At 52.3% G+C, this 16028-nt stretch carries 17 protein-coding genes; 9 read left to right on the forward strand and 8 right to left on the reverse strand.

Annotation, left to right across the window (positions count from 1 at the left end; genetic code table 11):
* Positions 1–20: 20 nt before the first annotated feature.
* Positions 21–1619 (reverse strand): phosphoenolpyruvate carboxykinase, encoded by a 1599-nt coding sequence (locus tag JXQ85_RS11820; protein ID WP_421749133.1) that lies wholly within the window; start codon positions 1617–1619, stop codon positions 21–23.
* 345 nt (positions 1620–1964) lie between these two features.
* Here JXQ85_RS11820 and JXQ85_RS11825 point away from each other — a divergent pair, with 345 nt between their 5' ends.
* The 7 genes from JXQ85_RS11825 to JXQ85_RS11855 are packed head-to-tail and all read left to right on the forward strand — an operon-like array spanning position 1965 to position 7338.
* A complete protein-coding gene (locus tag JXQ85_RS11825; RefSeq protein WP_421749134.1) occupies positions 1965–2669 on the forward strand; it encodes a response regulator transcription factor in 705 nt (234 codons plus the stop codon).
* A gap of 32 nt (positions 2670–2701) precedes the next feature.
* A complete protein-coding gene (locus JXQ85_RS11830) occupies positions 2702–4363 on the forward strand; it encodes an ATP-binding protein (protein ID WP_421749135.1) in 1662 nt (553 codons plus the stop codon).
* Between the two features lies 1 nt (position 4364).
* Positions 4365–4823: an HPr kinase/phosphorylase gene (locus JXQ85_RS11835; RefSeq protein WP_421749136.1), complete on the forward strand. Its 459-nt coding sequence runs from the start codon at positions 4365–4367 to the stop codon at positions 4821–4823.
* Positions 4824–5726 (forward strand): RNase adapter RapZ, encoded by a 903-nt coding sequence (gene rapZ / locus JXQ85_RS11840; RefSeq protein ID WP_421749137.1) that lies wholly within the window; start codon positions 4824–4826, stop codon positions 5724–5726.
* Positions 5723–6115 carry a PTS sugar transporter subunit IIA gene (locus tag JXQ85_RS11845; protein WP_421749138.1) on the forward strand — a complete coding sequence of 131 codons (393 nt, stop codon included), beginning with the start codon at positions 5723–5725 and terminating at the stop codon, positions 6113–6115. Before rapZ ends, JXQ85_RS11845 begins: the two co-directional genes overlap by 4 nt.
* Positions 6116–6122: 7 nt before the next feature.
* Entirely contained in the window at positions 6123–6401 is a 279-nt protein-coding gene (locus tag JXQ85_RS11850; protein WP_421749139.1) for an HPr family phosphocarrier protein, read from the forward strand.
* Positions 6402–6450: 49 nt separating this feature from the next.
* A complete protein-coding gene (locus JXQ85_RS11855; protein ID WP_421749140.1) occupies positions 6451–7338 on the forward strand; it encodes a lysophospholipid acyltransferase family protein in 888 nt (295 codons plus the stop codon).
* Positions 7339–7345: 7 nt separating this feature from the next.
* Here JXQ85_RS11855 and JXQ85_RS11860 read toward each other — a convergent pair whose 3' ends face one another.
* Positions 7346–8221 (reverse strand): 3-hydroxybutyryl-CoA dehydrogenase, encoded by an 876-nt coding sequence (locus tag JXQ85_RS11860; protein WP_421749141.1) that lies wholly within the window; start codon positions 8219–8221, stop codon positions 7346–7348.
* A gap of 156 nt (positions 8222–8377) precedes the next feature.
* On the opposite strand from JXQ85_RS11860, the gene JXQ85_RS11865 reads away from it, so the two are divergent.
* Complete coding sequence (locus JXQ85_RS11865) at positions 8378–9232, forward strand: DUF6473 family protein (protein ID WP_421749142.1); 855 nt, start codon at positions 8378–8380, stop codon at positions 9230–9232.
* A 33-nt stretch (positions 9233–9265) separates the two neighbouring features.
* Here the strand turns inward: JXQ85_RS11865 and JXQ85_RS11870 are convergent, their stop codons facing one another.
* The 6 genes from JXQ85_RS11870 to JXQ85_RS11895 form a co-directional block, all read right to left on the reverse strand.
* Positions 9266–10192, reverse strand: a complete 927-nt coding sequence (locus tag JXQ85_RS11870; protein WP_421749143.1) for an electron transfer flavoprotein subunit alpha/FixB family protein — start codon at positions 10190–10192, stop codon at positions 9266–9268.
* Entirely contained in the window at positions 10192–10950 is a 759-nt protein-coding gene (locus JXQ85_RS11875; RefSeq protein WP_421749144.1) for an electron transfer flavoprotein subunit beta/FixA family protein, read from the reverse strand. The genes JXQ85_RS11870 and JXQ85_RS11875 overlap by 1 nt, the downstream gene beginning before the upstream one ends.
* 172 nt (positions 10951–11122) lie before the next feature.
* Complete coding sequence (locus JXQ85_RS11880; RefSeq protein ID WP_421749145.1) at positions 11123–11695, reverse strand: cob(I)yrinic acid a,c-diamide adenosyltransferase; 573 nt, start codon at positions 11693–11695, stop codon at positions 11123–11125.
* Position 11696: 1 nt separating this feature from the next.
* Positions 11697–11900 (reverse strand): twin transmembrane helix small protein, encoded by a 204-nt coding sequence (locus JXQ85_RS11885; RefSeq protein ID WP_421749146.1) that lies wholly within the window; start codon positions 11898–11900, stop codon positions 11697–11699.
* A 93-nt stretch (positions 11901–11993) separates the two neighbouring features.
* A complete protein-coding gene (locus JXQ85_RS11890; protein WP_421749147.1) occupies positions 11994–12821 on the reverse strand; it encodes an SDR family NAD(P)-dependent oxidoreductase in 828 nt (275 codons plus the stop codon).
* 78 nt (positions 12822–12899) lie between these two features.
* Positions 12900–13499, reverse strand: coding sequence for an SH3 domain-containing protein (locus tag JXQ85_RS11895; protein ID WP_421749148.1), 600 nt, complete (start codon positions 13497–13499; stop codon positions 12900–12902).
* A 153-nt stretch (positions 13500–13652) separates the two neighbouring features.
* On the opposite strand from JXQ85_RS11895, the gene JXQ85_RS11900 reads away from it, so the two are divergent.
* On the forward strand, positions 13653–15962 hold the full coding sequence (locus JXQ85_RS11900; protein WP_421749149.1) for a DNA topoisomerase IV subunit A: 2310 nt from the start codon (positions 13653–13655) through the stop codon (positions 15960–15962).
* Positions 15963–16028 lie beyond the last annotated feature (66 nt).

Below are 16028 nucleotides of genomic sequence, written 5' to 3' on the forward strand. Positions count from 1 at the left end.
TTGTTTAAACAGGAGAGGCGTTAACCGATCGCAACCGCTTTCACGTCGTTGTCGATAAACGGAATGTACTGTTCAAAATTGTCTGCAAACATTTGAACCAGCTTTGAAGCCTGCGAATCATATGCCGCCTTGTCATCCCATGTGCGACGTGGATCTAGCAGGACCTCTGCAACACCAGGAACTGACACTGGGACGTCAAAGCCAAAGCTTGCGTCCTTGCGGTACTCGGCGTTCGCCAAAGAGCCATCCAGTGCAGCTGTTAGCAACGCACGTGTCGCGCGGATCGGCATCCGGGAACCAGTGCCGTATGCGCCACCAGTCCAACCGGTATTCACCAACCAACAGGTCGCACCGTGCTTCGCGATCTTGTCGCGCAGCAAGTTGCCATAGACTTCTGGGCGACGCGGCATGAATGGCGCGCCAAAGCAAGTTGAGAACGTTGGCTGAGGTTCCGTGACACCACGTTCAGTTCCAGCAACCTTTGCGGTAAAGCCAGACATGAAGTGATACATCGCCTGCGCAGGTGTCAGACGTGCGATTGGGGGCAGAACACCAAAGGCGTCACATGTCAACATGATGATGTTCTTTGGATGGCCACCAATCGATGTCTGGGACGCATTGGAGATGTAGTGCAGCGGGTAGGCACAACGCATGTTCGCCGCCAGGCTATCGTCTTCGAAATCCAGTTCTTTGGTTTCTTCATCAAAAACCATGTTTTCGATGACCGTGCCGAATTTTGTGGTGGTCGCGTAGATTTCTGGTTCCGCTTCCGCGTTCAGATTGATCGTTTTCGCGTAACAGCCGCCTTCGAAGTTGAATGTGCCCTGATCAGACCAGCCGTGCTCGTCGTCCCCGATCAAGATACGACCTGGATCTGCAGACAGCGTTGTTTTGCCAGTGCCGGACAGACCAAAGAAAACAGCCGTATCGACAGCATTGTCTTTGGCGTGGTTCGCAGAACAGTGCATCGGCATGACGCCCTTTTCAGGCAGCAGGTAGTTCAACAAAGTGAATACAGATTTCTTGTTTTCACCAGCATATTCGGTACCGCCGATCAGGATCATTTTACGATCAAAGTTCATCGCGATAACGGTTTCCGTACGGCAACCGTGTTTCTTTGGGTCTGCTTGGAAGGTTGGGCAATTGATCACAGTATAGTCTGCGATGAAATCATCCAGATCTTCGCGGTCAGGGCGACGCAGCATGGTGCGGATGAAAAGGCCATGCCATGCCAGTTCAGTTACCATACGCACGTTGATCGAATGGCGCGGGTCAGCGCCACCAACCAGATCCTGTACGTGATATTCTTTGTCCTTCATGTGCTCCAGCATGTCCTCATAGAGGGCATCAAAGCCGGCTGGTTCCATTGGTGCATTGTTTTCCCACCAAATGGTGTCTTCAACGCTTTCGGAACGCACAACGAATTTGTCGTTAGGGGAGCGGCCGGTGTATTTCCCGGTGGCTGTTAGGAACGCGCCGCCGTTTCCGAGGGTCCCTTCGCCGTTTTTCAGCGCTGTTTCGATCAGCGCTGGCTCCATATAGTTATAATAGACATTTCCCAGTCCTTCGATCCCTTGATCTTCCAGGCGGAATTGCGGGTTTACCCGTCCAAATGTCATTATTTTAACTCCTATAGCCGCGCTGGCCGCGGTGGTCCTTCCTACGTCGCTGGGGATTTCACCCAAGACGATCGGCGCCGTAACGGGGCCGATGGGGGCTCTTAACATGAGCAATTTTGCCTTGAATAGACTGATAGCGCTGCGTTAGCGCAATCATCTTCATGTTATCGCAAACTGAGCGAAACATTGTTTCTTAAGGTGGCAGGATTAGCACGGGATTAAAGAATTTGAGAAAAAATGCTCATGCGAACAAGGTGATTCGCGGTTTGGGATTGATTGATTGGCCAAATGGGGCGCATAATGAAGAAAAAAATAAACATATAGAGCAGTAAAAGGAATTGTCCTATGTCCAAGATTGCTTTGGTGGACGACGACAGGAATATCCTGACGTCGGTATCCATGACTCTTGAGGCGGAAGGTTTTGAGGTAGAAACCTATAACGACGGCCAGCAGGCACTGGACGCGTTTAACCGCAAGCTTCCCGATATGGCCGTGCTGGATATTAAGATGCCACGCATGGATGGAATGGACCTGTTGCAGCGCCTACGTCAGAAGACGTCGATGCCGGTCATTTTCCTAACTTCAAAAGATGATGAAATTGACGAGGTGCTTGGTCTGCGCATGGGGGCTGACGATTACGTCAAAAAGCCTTTCAGCCAACGCCTGCTCGTAGAACGTATTCGCGCGTTGTTGCGTCGACAAGAAGCGCAGAATGGCACTGTGGTTGCCGGTGAAACTGAAGAAACCAAAGTGATGGAACGTGGTGAGCTTTCCATGGATCCACTGCGCCACGCGGTGACTTGGAAAGGCAAAGACGTCACTTTGACAGTGACTGAATTTCTTTTACTTCAAGCCCTTGCGCAGCGTCCGGGTTTTGTTAAATCCCGCGATCAGCTGATGGATGTCGCCTATGACGATCAGGTCTATGTGGATGATCGCACGATCGACAGCCATATCAAACGGTTGCGCAAGAAGATGCGTACGGCGGACACTGAATTCTCCGCGATTGAGACGCTTTACGGTATCGGTTATCGGTATAACGAAGAGTAATGGCTCTAGCCGAAGGAATAGGCGCAGGCAGAATGTCGCAAGGACGTGAAGGCGACGTCGTCCTCGGGGACGATTGGGTCGCACCTGAATCCACCGTTGAAAAAGAAATGCGGGGGCGCCGTGAACGCCGCCGCTTGACGCCATTGCGGCGCTCGCCTTTGACGCGCAAGATCATCACATTCAATCTGATTGCTCTTTGCTTTATGGTGGCGGGCATTCTGTATTTGAACTCTTCTCGCGAAAACTATGTCGAGCAAGGACAAGAGGCGCTGGTCTCTGAAGTTGAGTTGCTCGGTGCGGCGATGGAAGTTCAAATGCCTGCCGGCGCACCTGTCAATTTGATCACTGGTGATGGCGTCGATGTTCAGGGGACTTTGGATCGAATTCCGCTGCGCGCAGGCGTCGATGCCTTGGTCGTGGACGTTGCGGGTAATCAAATTGCTGTTGCGCAAGGGAGCGCTGTAGTTTCCTCTGAAGGGCGCAGCACGCCGCTCACCAACGCAATGAATTGGGTTTGGGGGCTGATTTCGGGCGCGCAAGAGGCAACACCAAGCGCAGAAAACCCAGAGCAACTTTTTGAATTTGCAGCTTCGGTTTTAGATCAAGGTGTCACGCAGAGTGTGCTGACCTCGACAGACGGGGCGTCTTACTTTGCTGCCGGAACAGTTTTGGATCAAGCTGGTCGCGATGTTGGCGTGATCGTTTTGTCCCAATCAACGGCAGAAGTTGATCAATTGGTGTTGGGGCAACGCGAACGTGTGCTTCAGCTGTTCTTGGTGGCCATCATAGTTTCGATTGGCCTTTCGGTCGTCTTGGCTTCTACGATTTCAAATCCGCTAAGTGACCTTGCAGCTGCGGCTGAAATTGGCCGTGATGGCGATGAGCGCCAAGTCAACCCGGGGCGTGTACGCATCCCTGATCTGACCGCACGCCCGGATGAGATCGGCCGCCTAAGCATGGCATTGCGTGGTATGGTCGGGGCGCTCTACGAGCGGATCGACAGTAACGAACAGTTTGCAGCTGACGTTGCTCATGAGATTAAGAACCCACTCGCAAGCCTTCGGTCAGCCGTTGGGTCACTGCGTATGGTGAAACGCGACGATCATCGTGAAAAACTGCTGAATGTCATTGAGCATGATGTCCGCCGTTTGGACCGTTTGGTCAGCGACATTTCAAATGCTTCGCGTTTGGATGCAGAGCTGGTCAAAGAAGAGGAAGAACAGTTCAATCTGGTCTCCATGATTGGCAATTTGACCCAATATTTGGGTGAAGATGCTAAGGTTAAAGGCATCGACTTTATTTCTGATCTGCCCAGCAAGCCGATCGATATCATGGGCCTAGAAGCACGTCTCGCGCAGGTGTTTGTCAATCTGATCACCAATGCAATGAGCTTCTGTGAAGACGGCGATGCGATCCGGGTCTGGGTGCGCAAACGCCAGAACCGTGTCTTGGTAGTTGTCGAGGACACCGGCCCCGGCATTCCGGATCAAGCTTTGAACAAGATTTTCAATCGCTTCTATTCTGAACGCCCTCATGAAGATTTTGGCAATAACTCGGGCCTTGGTCTGGCAATTTCCAAACAGATTGTCGAAGCACATGGTGGTGTGATTTGGGCTGAAAATATTCGCCCAACCGAAGCAGATATCACGTCAGATCCTTTGGGTGCACGTTTTGTAGTGGGCTTGCCTGTCTGATATGTCAAAGCCACGTCAAGTGTCATTGAGGCCGTCCCCAGAAGGGGGCGGCCTTTTGCATGCGTCTTGTGTGTCTGTGCAGGGGGAGGCTGTTGTGATTATCGGAGCCTCTGGCAGCGGAAAATCAGCTATGGCGCTGGAGCTCATGTCAAAAGGTGCGGATCTGGTCGCAGATGATCAAGTGATCATGACGAAGAATGAAGGGCAACTGATTGCGTCTTCTCCAGCCGCGTTAAAAGGTCGTATCGAGGCTCGTTTTGTGGGGCTGCTGAATGCATCTGCGATTGCTTCGGCGGTCGTCACGCTTTGGGTCGATCTGGATCAAGTCGAAGATGAACGACTGCCGCCTCATCACACAATCACGTGTCTTGGTCTGACATACCCCTTGCTTTATCGCGTGCCACACCCACATTTCAGTGCTGCTGTACTCCAATATTTAGAACACGGAAGAGAGGCCTGAATGGCACCCCAACATCCTCGATTGGTTCTTGTGACCGGCCCGTCTGGTGCCGGGCGATCGAGCGCAATCAATGTTCTTGAGGATCTGGGGTTTGAGGCGATCGACAATATTCCGCTAGGGTTGGTCGAGCGATTGTTTTCGGATCGACGGTTGGAGCGTCCACTTGCGTTAGGTCTTGATACCCGCAATCGTGATTTCAGTCCTGATGCTCTGACCAAATTGCTGGATCAGTTGAAGGCACATGATCCGGAGCTACTGTATATCGATTGCCGTCGTGACATTCTGCAACGCAGATATAGTGAAACGCGGCGACGTCATCCCATGGCGCCAGAGGAAAGCGCAATCATTGGCATTGACCGCGAACTAGAGCTGCTGACGAGCGTGAAAGATCGAGCTGATATTTTGCTCAATACATCGGAGCTTACCGTGCACACGCTGCGAGATGCGCTGCAGTCATTTTTTGCACGCGAAAACCAAAGCATTCTTGCACTGACTGTGCAAAGTTTTAGCTACAAACGTGGCCTGCCCAGTGGGCTGGATATTGTTTACGACTGCCGATTCCTTTCAAATCCGTATTGGCGCGAGGAATTGCGCACATTGGATGGCCGTTCGGCAAAGGTAGGAGAATTCATTCAACAGGATGAAAGGTTCGCAGCCTTCTTTGATAAGTTGAATGACATGGTACAGTTTCTGCTTCCGGCCTACAGAGATGAGGGCAAGGCGCACCTGAGTATTGGTTTCGGCTGTACTGGTGGGCAACACCGTTCGGTTTTTGTAACAGAAAAATTATCTGAGGCCCTTGCACAAGAGGGCTGGCAGGTGTCAATTAGGCATCGCGAATTGGACCGGCGCGAAGGGAGGGGCGTGACCGGATCAGCTGGTAGCGGAGAAGCAAAAGCGTGATCGGAATCGTCATTGTAGCCCATGGTGGATTGGCGCTGGAATACCTAGCGGCTGTCGAGCACGTCGTCGGCGCGCAGGACGGCATTCGTGCGATCGGAATCATGGCCGAATGTGATCGCGCAAACAAACAAGACGAAATTTGCAAAGCCGCGAATGCGGTCGACAGCGGCGAGGGCGTCGTGGTCGTGACCGATATGTTCGGCGGTTCGCCAAGCAACCTTTCTCTGCGCGCTTGTGCCCCTGAAAATCGTCGGATCGTCTATGGCGCGAACCTACCTATGTTGATAAAACTTGCCAAAAGCCGTCATCTTCCTGTACCGGATGCTGTCCGTGTTTCCTTGGAAGCAGGGCGTAAGTATATCGATAGCCAAAACATCAAAACAGACTGAGCAGACCATGACCGAAACGACAACCCGGACACTTGAGATTGTCAATGAAAAGGGATTGCACGCGCGGGCATCAGCCAAGCTGGTCGAAGTGGTCGAGGGCTTTGATGCCACGGCAGAAGTCTCCAAGGATGGATTGAGTGCTGGCGGTGACAGTATTATGGGATTGCTGATGCTGGCTGCATCGCGTGGCACAAACATCGAAGTACAGACTTCGGGGAGTGACGCAGCGGCGCTGGCTGATGCAATTGAAGCGCTGGTCGCTGATAAGTTCGGAGAAGGCATTTAGCGGCCTTTAGGGTTGTCAAAGCCAGAGCGTACCGGACAGGAAGTAGAACGTGTTGGATAAGTCTTCGCAAAATCAAGATTCCCCTGAGACAGAGGGTGAAGTTTACGACCGTCGCACGTTGACCTATGCGAATTCTTTTGACGATAACTGGACGTCGACCGCGATCAAGACGATTGAATGGTTCACTGGTAAGATTTCAATTTTGCGGATGGTGAACAAGTTCGAACGCATGAACGCTGATCACCGAGGCCAAAAATTCTGGGCCGGTGCTTTAGGTGTGATGGGCGTGAAGTTGACAACGCCTGCTGATCAAATCGCAAATATCCCGAAAGAGGGCCCGATCGTTGTGGTGGCGAACCACCCGCACGGTATGGTCGATGGAATGGTTTTGGCAGAATTGATTGGCCGTCAACGTGATGATTATCGCATTTTGACGCGTTCGGTTTTGTCGGGGCTGGATGAGGCGGCGACCTCATTTATGATCCCAGTGCCGTTCCCGCACGACCCAGAAGCTCAACGCAAGATGGTTGAAATGCGCGCGCAAACAATGGCGTTCTTAAAGGAAGGCGGCGTAGTCGCATTGTTCCCGTCTGGGGTGGTGTCGTCATCTGACACGATGTTTGGCCCTGTGATCGAACGCGAATGGAACGTCTTTACGGCGCAATTGATCCGACGCTCTGGCGCGCGCGTCGTACCGATTTTCTTTCCCGGTCAGAACTCTCGTTGGTATCAGATCGCCAATCGCATATCCGCAGTCTTACGGCAGGGCCTCCTTTTGCACGAGATCGTGAAATCTTGCCATAAGCCGATTGGCCCAGTGATTGGCAAGCCTTTGACAGATGAACAGATGTCGGATCTGCAAACCAATCCACGCGGTTTTATGGCCTGGCTGCGTGCACATACTTTGAATTTGGGTAAATCTTCCGAACCTAAGTAAGCATCGCCTAACGTGTCGGGACTGGAATTTCTCCGCGATAGTCATAGAAGCCGCGTTTGGATTTGCGACCCAGCCAGCCTGCTTCCACGTATTTTGTAAGCAATGGGCAAGGGCGATATTTTGTGTCCGCCAGACCGTCGTGCAAGACGTTCATAATGGCCAAACAGGTGTCCAATCCAATAAAGTCTGCGAGCTCCAACGGCCCCATTGGATGGTTCGCCCCAAGTTTCATCGCGTTGTCGATTGATGAGACGTTTCCCACTCCTTCATAAAGCGTGTAGCAGGCCTCATTGATCATCGGGATCAGGATCCGATTTACGATAAACGCTGGGAAATCTTCAGCAGAAGCAGCGGTTTTGCCCAGGCGATTAACGATGTCGAGGCAGGTTTCGTAGGTTTCATCATCGGTAGCAATACCGCGGATCAATTCGACCAGCTTCATCAATGGAACTGGGTTCATAAAATGAAAGCCCATGAACTTTTCAGGACGGTCGGTTCGGCTTGCCAAACGTGTAATCGAAATTGAGGATGTATTAGATGTCAGGATCGTATGAGGCTGAATATGTGGGATTAAGCCTTCGAAAATTTTATACTTAATTTCTTCGTTTTCAGTCGCCGCTTCGATGATCAGGTCTGTTTGACCCAATTCGGGTTGCGCAACCGTGGTTTTAATGCGCGACAACGCGAGTGACTTATCTTCTGCCGAGATCAGATCGCGTGAAACCTGACGCTCCATATTTTTGTCGATACGGCCGATCGCAGCGGCCAGATTGTCTTCGGAGATGTCATTTAAAACAACGTCATAGCCGGACAGAGCCATGACATGCGCAATGCCATTGCCCATTTGACCCGCGCCGATCACACCTACCGATTTCAATTCCATCAAATCCACCTTTTGCAGTTGCAGCAACAATACGCCTTGAGCCTGCTAATTCACAAGGCCCGCATTTGTTTTGAATGCGTCACGTATTGTTCATTTAAGGAAATCGCAAAGGGAATCGCAGACCTTCCTCATCGGGTGAGAAATGAGGTGGGTGTAATGTCCTTGCAGAAATCACGGCAGCGGGCCTTGGATTATTTGCCGTGCAGATACGGCTCAACACGGGTTGATTTTCGAGGGCCAAAAAAGCGGTTAAAAGGCCGCTATCTGGCCTTCTTGGGGGGCAGTGAAACTTATGGAAAATTTATCCCACAGCCCTTTCCTGATTTGGTGGAGCGGGCGATTGGGTTGCCCTGCGCCAATTTTGGACTGATGAATGCGGGCATTGATGTTTTTCTTAGCGAGCCTGAAGTCATGGCCTTTGCAGGTCGTGCAGAGGTGACGGTGATCCAAATCCTTGGGGCACAGAATATGTCAAACCGCTATTACCGCGTGCATCCACGGCGCAATGATCGCTTTGTTACAGCATCAGCTTTGATGCGTTCGGTGTTCCATGATGTGGATTTTTCAGAATTTAATTTCACACGACATATGTTGAATGATGTCTCGGACCTTGCAGCGGAGCGGTTTTCATTTGTTCGCGAAGAACTCAGAAATGCGTGGTGCGCGCGCATGCGTATTCTATTGGAGCGGATTCCAGGCCAAAAGGTATTGCTTTGGTTTGCGGACCACCCACCGCCGCTTCGGCTGCCGCAAAAGCAATTGGGACGAGACCCCTTGTTTGTCGACAGCCGCATGATCGATACCTTACGACCACTCGTTGACGGGGTTGCACAGGTGCGACTAAGCGATGCCGCAAAACGGTCCGGTACAAAAGGGATGGTCTTTCGCGATTTAGACCGGCCAGCCGCAGAACTGATGTTGGGGCCAAAAGCCCATGAAGAGGCAGCTTCTGTTTTGGTCGATACGCTAGAGCCGATCATTGTACGCCAATCAAAAAAGGCCCGCCATTAAGCGAGCCTTTTCCGATTTTATCGAAGTATCAGATCAGACTTTTTCGGTCAGTTCTGGAACCGCGTCAAAGAGGTCAGCAACCAGACCGAAGTCGGCAACCTGGAAGATAGGCGCTTCTTCGTCTTTGTTGATCGCAACGATGACTTTGGAGTCCTTCATACCAGCCAAGTGCTGGATCGCACCGGAGATACCGATCGCCACGTAAAGATCAGGCGCGACCACTTTACCGGTTTGACCAACCTGCAGGTCGTTTGCTGCGTAGCCAGAGTCAACTGCGGCACGGGACGCACCAACAGCTGCGCCCATTTTATCGGCCAGCTTTTCAATCAGTGCGAAGTCCTCTTCAGAACCAACGCCACGACCACCAGACACGACAACGCCAGCGGATGTCAGCTCTGGACGATCGCTTGTCGCAACCTTGTCTTCAACCCACTCAGATAGACCTGGGTTTTCAGCAGCAGAGATTGCCTCAACCGCTGCAGAACCACCTTCACCTGCGGCGTCAAAGTTCGCAGTGCGGAATGTGATGACTTTCTTCGCGTCGGAAGATTTCACAGTCTGGATCGCGTTACCTGCGTAGATTGGACGCTCAAACGTCGCGCCATCTACAACAGCTGTTGCGTCAGAGATGATCATCACGTCCAGCAGCGCCGCAACGCGTGGCAGGATGTTTTTCGCATCTGTGGTCGCTGGAGCTACGATGTGCTCGTAGTCGCCCGCCAGGGATGCGATCAGAGCTGCCGTTGGTTCCGCAAGGCGGTGGCCAAGGGATGCATCTTCTGCAACCAGAACCTTTGCAACACCGTCGATTTTTGCAGCCGCTGCACCTGCGTCGGCTGCGGATGCGCCCGCGGCCAGAACAGTTACGTCGCCCAGTGCTTTCGCTGCAGTCACTGCTTTTGCAGTTGCGTCCAGCGCCAGTTCACCACCGGTGACTTCAGCAAGAAGAAGTACAGCCATTAGAGTGCCCCCGCTTCTTTAAGTTTCGCAACCAGCTCATCTACAGAACCGACTTTGATACCCGCAGAACGCTCTTCTGGTTCCGCTGTTTTAACAACTTCCAAACGAGGGGAGACATCAACGCCGTAGTCAGCAGGTGTCTTCTCATCCAGAGGCTTTTTCTTTGCTTTCATGATGTTTGGCAGAGACGCGTAGCGTGGCTCGTTCAAACGCAGATCAGCAGTGATGATGGCAGGCATCTTAACGGTGATGGTTTGCAGACCACCGTCAACTTCGCGTGTGACTTTCGCGTTGTCGCCTTCAACGTCAACTTCGGATGCAAACGCCGCTTGGGACCAACCCAAGATCGCGGACAGCATCTGGCCGGTAGCGTTCATGTCGTTGTCGATCGCCTGTTTGCCGGTGATCACCAGACCTGGCTGCTCTTCTTCCACAACCTTCGCCAGCAGCTTAGCAACAGCCAGAGGTTCGATGTCAGTGTGCACATCATCGGCAGCGTTGATCAGGATGGCGCGGTCCGCACCCATCGCCAGCGCGGTGCGCAGCGTTTCCTGGGATTGCTTCACGCCGATGGAAACAGCCACAACCTCATCTGCTTTACCCGCTTCTTTCAAGCGGATCGCTTCTTCGACGGCGATTTCGTCGAATGGGTTCATGGACATTTTTACGTTCGCGAGATCTACACCGCTTGCATCCGCTTTCACGCGGACCTTCACGTTGTAGTCAATTACGCGTTTGACAGGTACCAAGACCTTCATGGGCGTCAGACTCCTAATTAGGCGTGGGTCAAAAGCGACTCACGCGATATGCGCTCTCTTGGCTTTCATACAATTTCATGACCGGTCAAAACAGGTAAAAATCGTCACATTTCGGTAGATGGACGTCGCGTTTCCGACATGTTTGTGAATGTGATCACGTTGTTACGCAGGGTTATCTATTTGCGCCGGGCACCCACAAAACGTCATTTTCGCCGTTCTCATTTGCCACTCTGGCGGCAACAAAGAACCAATCTGACAGTCGATTGAGGTATGTGATCACATGGGCATTGACGTCGACATCGCCTGCAAGTTCGGTCGCGAGACGCTCGGCACGGCGTGCAACTGTACGGCAAACGTGCAGATGTGCGGAAAGCGCGGAGCCACCGGGTAGAATGAAGCTGCGCAACGGGGACAGGTCAGCATTCATCTCGTCGATTTCAGTCTCAAGTCGTTGAACCTGTGCTTCCACCATGCGCAGTGGAGGGTACTCAGCCTCGGCATCTTTAGCGATATCAGGGCGGCAAAGATCCGCACCCAAATCAAAAAGATCATTTTGGATGAGGGCTAAGCGTTCATCCATCGCGCCTTGGGCCGCCAAACGCGCAACGCCGACAAAGGCGTTTAGCTCATCGCTTGTGCCATAGGCATTCACACGAGAATCGTGTTTGGAAACACGGTCGCCATTTCCCAGTGCTGTGGTGCCTTTGTCGCCTGTGCGGGTATAAATTTTGTTCAATACGACCATATTAGCCACCACTCCGCAGATAGATGAATAGCAGGATCAGCACGACGGCTACCGCCTGCGCGGCAATGCGGAGGCGCATGATTTTATTGGCGTATTTTCGGTTGAATTCGCCGCCCTTTGCGAAGCCTCCAATGCCAATCGCTAAGATGACCAACACCGCCAAAGAGGCGATGGCGACAATAATGAAAAGCGGGTCTTGCAGCATGGGTCTATCCTTTGAACCTTTGTGCCTTACTTAATGGCTTTTTTGGCAAAATCGATAGGAAAGAACGCCTCAGGGTGGGTTCAATAGGTCGGATCAGCTTTTTGCGGTCAACCAATCTAGGGCACGAGAGGGCAAAATCCTACGCAGGATTCCCATGAGATAGGTTGGCGTAGTGACGTAATATCGCGGCTTGGGACGTGAGGATTCCAATGCGTGAACAAGTTTTCTCGTGACCGCCGACGGCGGCAGTTCAAACGCATCAGGGCCGTCCTTGGTGTAAAGGCGATGCCTTAAAGCACCATATTGCTCTGCGCGTGAAGAACCTTCCCAATCGATCCAACGTTCAAAATGCGGGATTGCGTTTTCTCGGATTTTGGATGTCACCGGACCAGGCTCAATCAAGATGACTTTGATGGGTGTGTCGCGCATTTCAAGGCGCAAAACATCGGTGAGGCCTTCTAGAGCGTATTTGGTTGAAACATACGCGCCGCGCCAGCGTGCTGGGATGAAACCCAATATCGAAGAGTTGTTTACGATCCGGCCATGGCCTTGTGCTCGCATCACAGGGATGACGCGCTTGGTTAGTTCGTGCCAACCAAAGAAGTTGGCTTCGAAGATATCGCGCAGGCCGTCGGTGGGCAGGTCTTCGACAGCACCTGGAACCGCAAAGGCGCCATTGTTAAAAAGAGCATCCAAAGTGCCATCTGTTTTTGCTAAAACCGCATTCAATCCAGCTTCAATCGAAGCTGCGTTTTGGTAGTCGATCAGCGGGCTTTCAAAGCCCAATTCAGTCAAACGATCACAATCGTCTTGGCGTCGGCATGAGGCGAACACACGCCAGCCGTGGGCGCGCAATCCCTGTGCCGCATCAAGACCGATTCCAGAAGAGCATCCAGTGATTAGAATTGATTTTGTACCCATGATGTCCCTGCGTCGACTTGGCTCGATTTGACTGCAAGGTAGGGTGGGTCATTGGTGCTGACAATGTGCTACGTCAGATCAAAATTCGATTTTCTCAAGTAGTTTGGCAGACATCCAGCCAATGCGGCCTGTTTCGATGACCTGTAGCTTAACCCAACCCGCACCAGGATCTTGTAAAACTTCGACTTCATTGTCGCGCTGCAATTTGCCAACCACGGAATACTGCGTACCCGGCCCATTGCGCATGTTTACGCGATTGCCTTTGACCCGGCGAAAATCAGGCGCTGTTTCCGGAAGAAGGGCCGTCGCATAGGCTGCCTTGGTAGGATCGACGTTTTGAGGTGCGATCAAGTCTTTCGGGCCAAGTTTTGCCAATTCCGGTGTCGGCGTTGGAGAGGCGTCACCCACCAGCCGACGGGTTGTCGGAATAGATGCAAGAACAACCAAAGACTCTGTTGCTTTCGCTTGATTGACTACGGGTTTGGCCGCTGCTGTTATTGCTGTTTGAGGTTGTGTGAAAGCAACGGGAGTTTCAGAAGCTACCGATTGCGTTGCGGTGATGTCTTCCGAAGCTGTGTCTCCATTGCGCCACTGGGCCGGTTCAAAGTCAGACCCACCACTGAGCTCATAAAAGCCCAGTCCCATAACCGCGAAACTAATTACTATATAACGAACCACAAACTTTCCCCCGAATTGCCGGCCTGGCAGAGGCCCTTTGCAACACGAGAATCACTATAGCCCATGCGCGTGTCAGCTTTCTGGCGGAAAAAAGAAAAGGTTTTCCCCGTAACCTCGCTTGTCGGGATTCATGTGGGACTGTATCACTTCCCTATGACTGATCTTCTTGATGATGATGACAACCCATCGCTGGAGGTGGCCGAGCCACTTCGCCGCGCGATTGGGGAACGCTATCTGACCTATGCTTTAAGCACGATTATGCACCGCGCGCTGCCTGACGCGCGCGATGGTTTGAAACCTGTGCACCGTCGAATCCTCTATGCGATGAGCCGGCTGAAGCTGGCGTCTGGTGGGAAATTTCTGAAATCGGCTAAGATTTCAGGTGACACCATGGGGGATTTCCACCCACACGGTGATGCTGCCATTTACGACGCAATGGCGCGTTTGGCACAGGATTTTAACGTTCGTTACCCACTGGTTGATGGCCAGGGGAACTTTGGCAACATCGACGGCGATAATCCGGCGGCCTCTCGTTACACCGAAGCGCGAATGACCTTTGTGGCCGAAGCCATGCTTCAAGGCCTTGAAGAAAACGCCGTCGACTTCCGCGACAACTATGATGGGCGTTTGACGGAACCAGTGGTTCTGCCAACCGAATTCCCAACCTTGCTGGCAAACGGGGCTGCAGGGATCGCGGTGGGTATGGCGACCAATATTCCACCGCATAATATCGTTGAATTGATTGACGCATGTTTGCATCTCATCAAAACGCCTGATGCGCGTGACGATACGCTGCTGAATTACGTTCCGGGACCTGATTTTCCAACGGGTGGTGTAATTGTTGAGCCGAAGGAAAACATCGCGAACGCTTATAAGACTGGGCGCGGTTCGTTCCGATTGCGGTCTAAATGGGAGGTCGAAGACCTCGGCCGCGGTCAGTGGCAGGTTGTGGTCACCGAAATTCCATATCAGGTTCAGAAATCCAAGCTGATCGAAAAGATCGCCGAACTGATCCAGACCAAGAAGGTGCCGATCCTTGCGGATATCCGTGATGAATCTGCAGATGACATTCGGATTGTTTTAGAACCGAAGTCTAAGAACGTTGAACCCGACATTTTGATGAACATGATGTTCAGATCTAGCGATCTGGAAACGCGGTTCAGCTTGAACATGAACGTGTTGATTGATGGCGTCACGCCAAAGGTCTGCTCGATGAAAGAAGTGCTGCAGGCCTTCCTTGACCACCGTCGGGATGTTCTAAAGCGTCGCTCCAAGCACCGGATGGATAAGATCGACCATCGGTTGGAGGTATTGGAGGGCTTTATCATTGCCTTCCTCAATCTGGATCGTGTGATCGACATCATTCGCTACGACGATGCTCCGAAACAGGCCTTAATGGCACAAACCTGGGGTGGTTCCTTTGTGCGTGCCACTTCGGAAGACGACTATAAGTCGCCATTACCCGCAAAGGGTGAGGGCGAGCTGACCGAGGTGCAGGCCGAAGCGATCCTGAATATGCGCCTGCGAAGCTTGCGCCGTCTGGAAGAGATGGAGCTGGTCAAAGAACGCGATGAATTGATGGCAGAACGCGCTGATCTTGAAGACCTGCTGGCCAGCCAAGATCTGCAATGGACGCGCATCAGTGATCAGCTGAAAGACACGAAAAAGAAATTCGGTAAAGACTATGATGGCGGCGCGCGTCGTTCACAGTTTGAAGAAGCCGGTGAATTCGAGGAAGTGCCGATCGAGGCCATGATCGACAAAGAACCGATCACGGTTGTCTGTTCGCAGATGGGATGGATCCGAGCGATGTCGGGTCACATTGATCTGACGCGCGAGTTGAAGTTCAAAGATGGCGATGGGCCTCGGTTCATTTTCCACGCTGAAACCACTGATCGTCTGCTGGTGTTTGGCACCAATGGTCGCTTCTACACTGTACCAGCCAGCAATCTGCCAGGTGGGCGCGGTATGGGCGAACCACTGCGCTTGATGGTCGATCTGCCAAATGAAGCAGAGATTGTGGATATATTTGTGCACGAATCTGACCGAAAGCTGATCGTGGCCTCCACAGCTGGGGATGGTTTCGTGGTCGAGGAAAATGATGTTCTTGCCCAGACCCGGACGGGTAAGCAGGTGCTGAACGTCAAAGACGACATCAAAGCTCTGGTTTGTAAGCCAATTGCAGGGGATTCCGTCGCCTGTGTCGGTGAAAACCGAAAGGTTCTGGTCTTTGACATCGACGAGCTGCCAATCATGGGCCGCGGCAAAGGTGTGCGCTTGCAGAAATACAAAGACGGTGGGCTTAGCGATGCGACGACTTTCTCCAAAGAAGAGGGGCTAAGTTGGAAGGATCCGGCTGGACGTACTCGGACGGAAACGGAATTAGCTGAATGGACCGGTAAACGGGCAGGGGCTGGCCGGATGGCCCCCAGAGGGTTCCCGCGCGATAACAAGTTCAATTGATGCAAAATGGCCCGCCTCTTGGTGGGTCATTTCTTTTCGTGCATTGTGATGCAAAGGGATTGAGGG

The sequence above is a fragment of the Cognatishimia sp. genome, assembly GCF_049116455.1.
Taxonomy (GTDB): Bacteria; Pseudomonadota; Alphaproteobacteria; order Rhodobacterales; family Rhodobacteraceae; genus Cognatishimia.

Excerpts from the sequence above, each read along its gene's own strand:
- JXQ85_RS11820 (WP_421749133.1), bottom strand. The coding sequence starts at position 1,619 with ATGACATTTGGACGGGTAAACCCGCAATTCCGCCTGGAAGATCAAGGG.
- JXQ85_RS11825 (WP_421749134.1), top strand. The coding sequence starts at position 1,965 with ATGTCCAAGATTGCTTTGGTGGACGACGACAGGAATATCCTGACGTCG.
- JXQ85_RS11830 (WP_421749135.1), top strand. The coding sequence starts at position 2,702 with ATGTCGCAAGGACGTGAAGGCGACGTCGTCCTCGGGGACGATTGGGTC.
- JXQ85_RS11835 (WP_421749136.1), top strand. The coding sequence starts at position 4,365 with ATGTCAAAGCCACGTCAAGTGTCATTGAGGCCGTCCCCAGAAGGGGGC.
- rapZ (WP_421749137.1), top strand. The coding sequence starts at position 4,824 with ATGGCACCCCAACATCCTCGATTGGTTCTTGTGACCGGCCCGTCTGGT.
- JXQ85_RS11850 (WP_421749139.1), top strand. The coding sequence starts at position 6,123 with ATGACCGAAACGACAACCCGGACACTTGAGATTGTCAATGAAAAGGGA.
- JXQ85_RS11860 (WP_421749141.1), bottom strand. The coding sequence starts at position 8,221 with ATGGAATTGAAATCGGTAGGTGTGATCGGCGCGGGTCAAATGGGCAAT.
- JXQ85_RS11865 (WP_421749142.1), top strand. The coding sequence starts at position 8,378 with ATGTCCTTGCAGAAATCACGGCAGCGGGCCTTGGATTATTTGCCGTGC.
- JXQ85_RS11870 (WP_421749143.1), bottom strand. The coding sequence starts at position 10,192 with ATGGCTGTACTTCTTCTTGCTGAAGTCACCGGTGGTGAACTGGCGCTG.
- JXQ85_RS11875 (WP_421749144.1), bottom strand. The coding sequence starts at position 10,950 with ATGAAGGTCTTGGTACCTGTCAAACGCGTAATTGACTACAACGTGAAG.
- JXQ85_RS11880 (WP_421749145.1), bottom strand. The coding sequence starts at position 11,695 with ATGGTCGTATTGAACAAAATTTATACCCGCACAGGCGACAAAGGCACC.
- JXQ85_RS11885 (WP_421749146.1), bottom strand. The coding sequence starts at position 11,900 with ATGCTGCAAGACCCGCTTTTCATTATTGTCGCCATCGCCTCTTTGGCG.
- JXQ85_RS11890 (WP_421749147.1), bottom strand. The coding sequence starts at position 12,821 with ATGGGTACAAAATCAATTCTAATCACTGGATGCTCTTCTGGAATCGGT.
- JXQ85_RS11900 (WP_421749149.1), top strand. The coding sequence starts at position 13,653 with ATGACTGATCTTCTTGATGATGATGACAACCCATCGCTGGAGGTGGCC.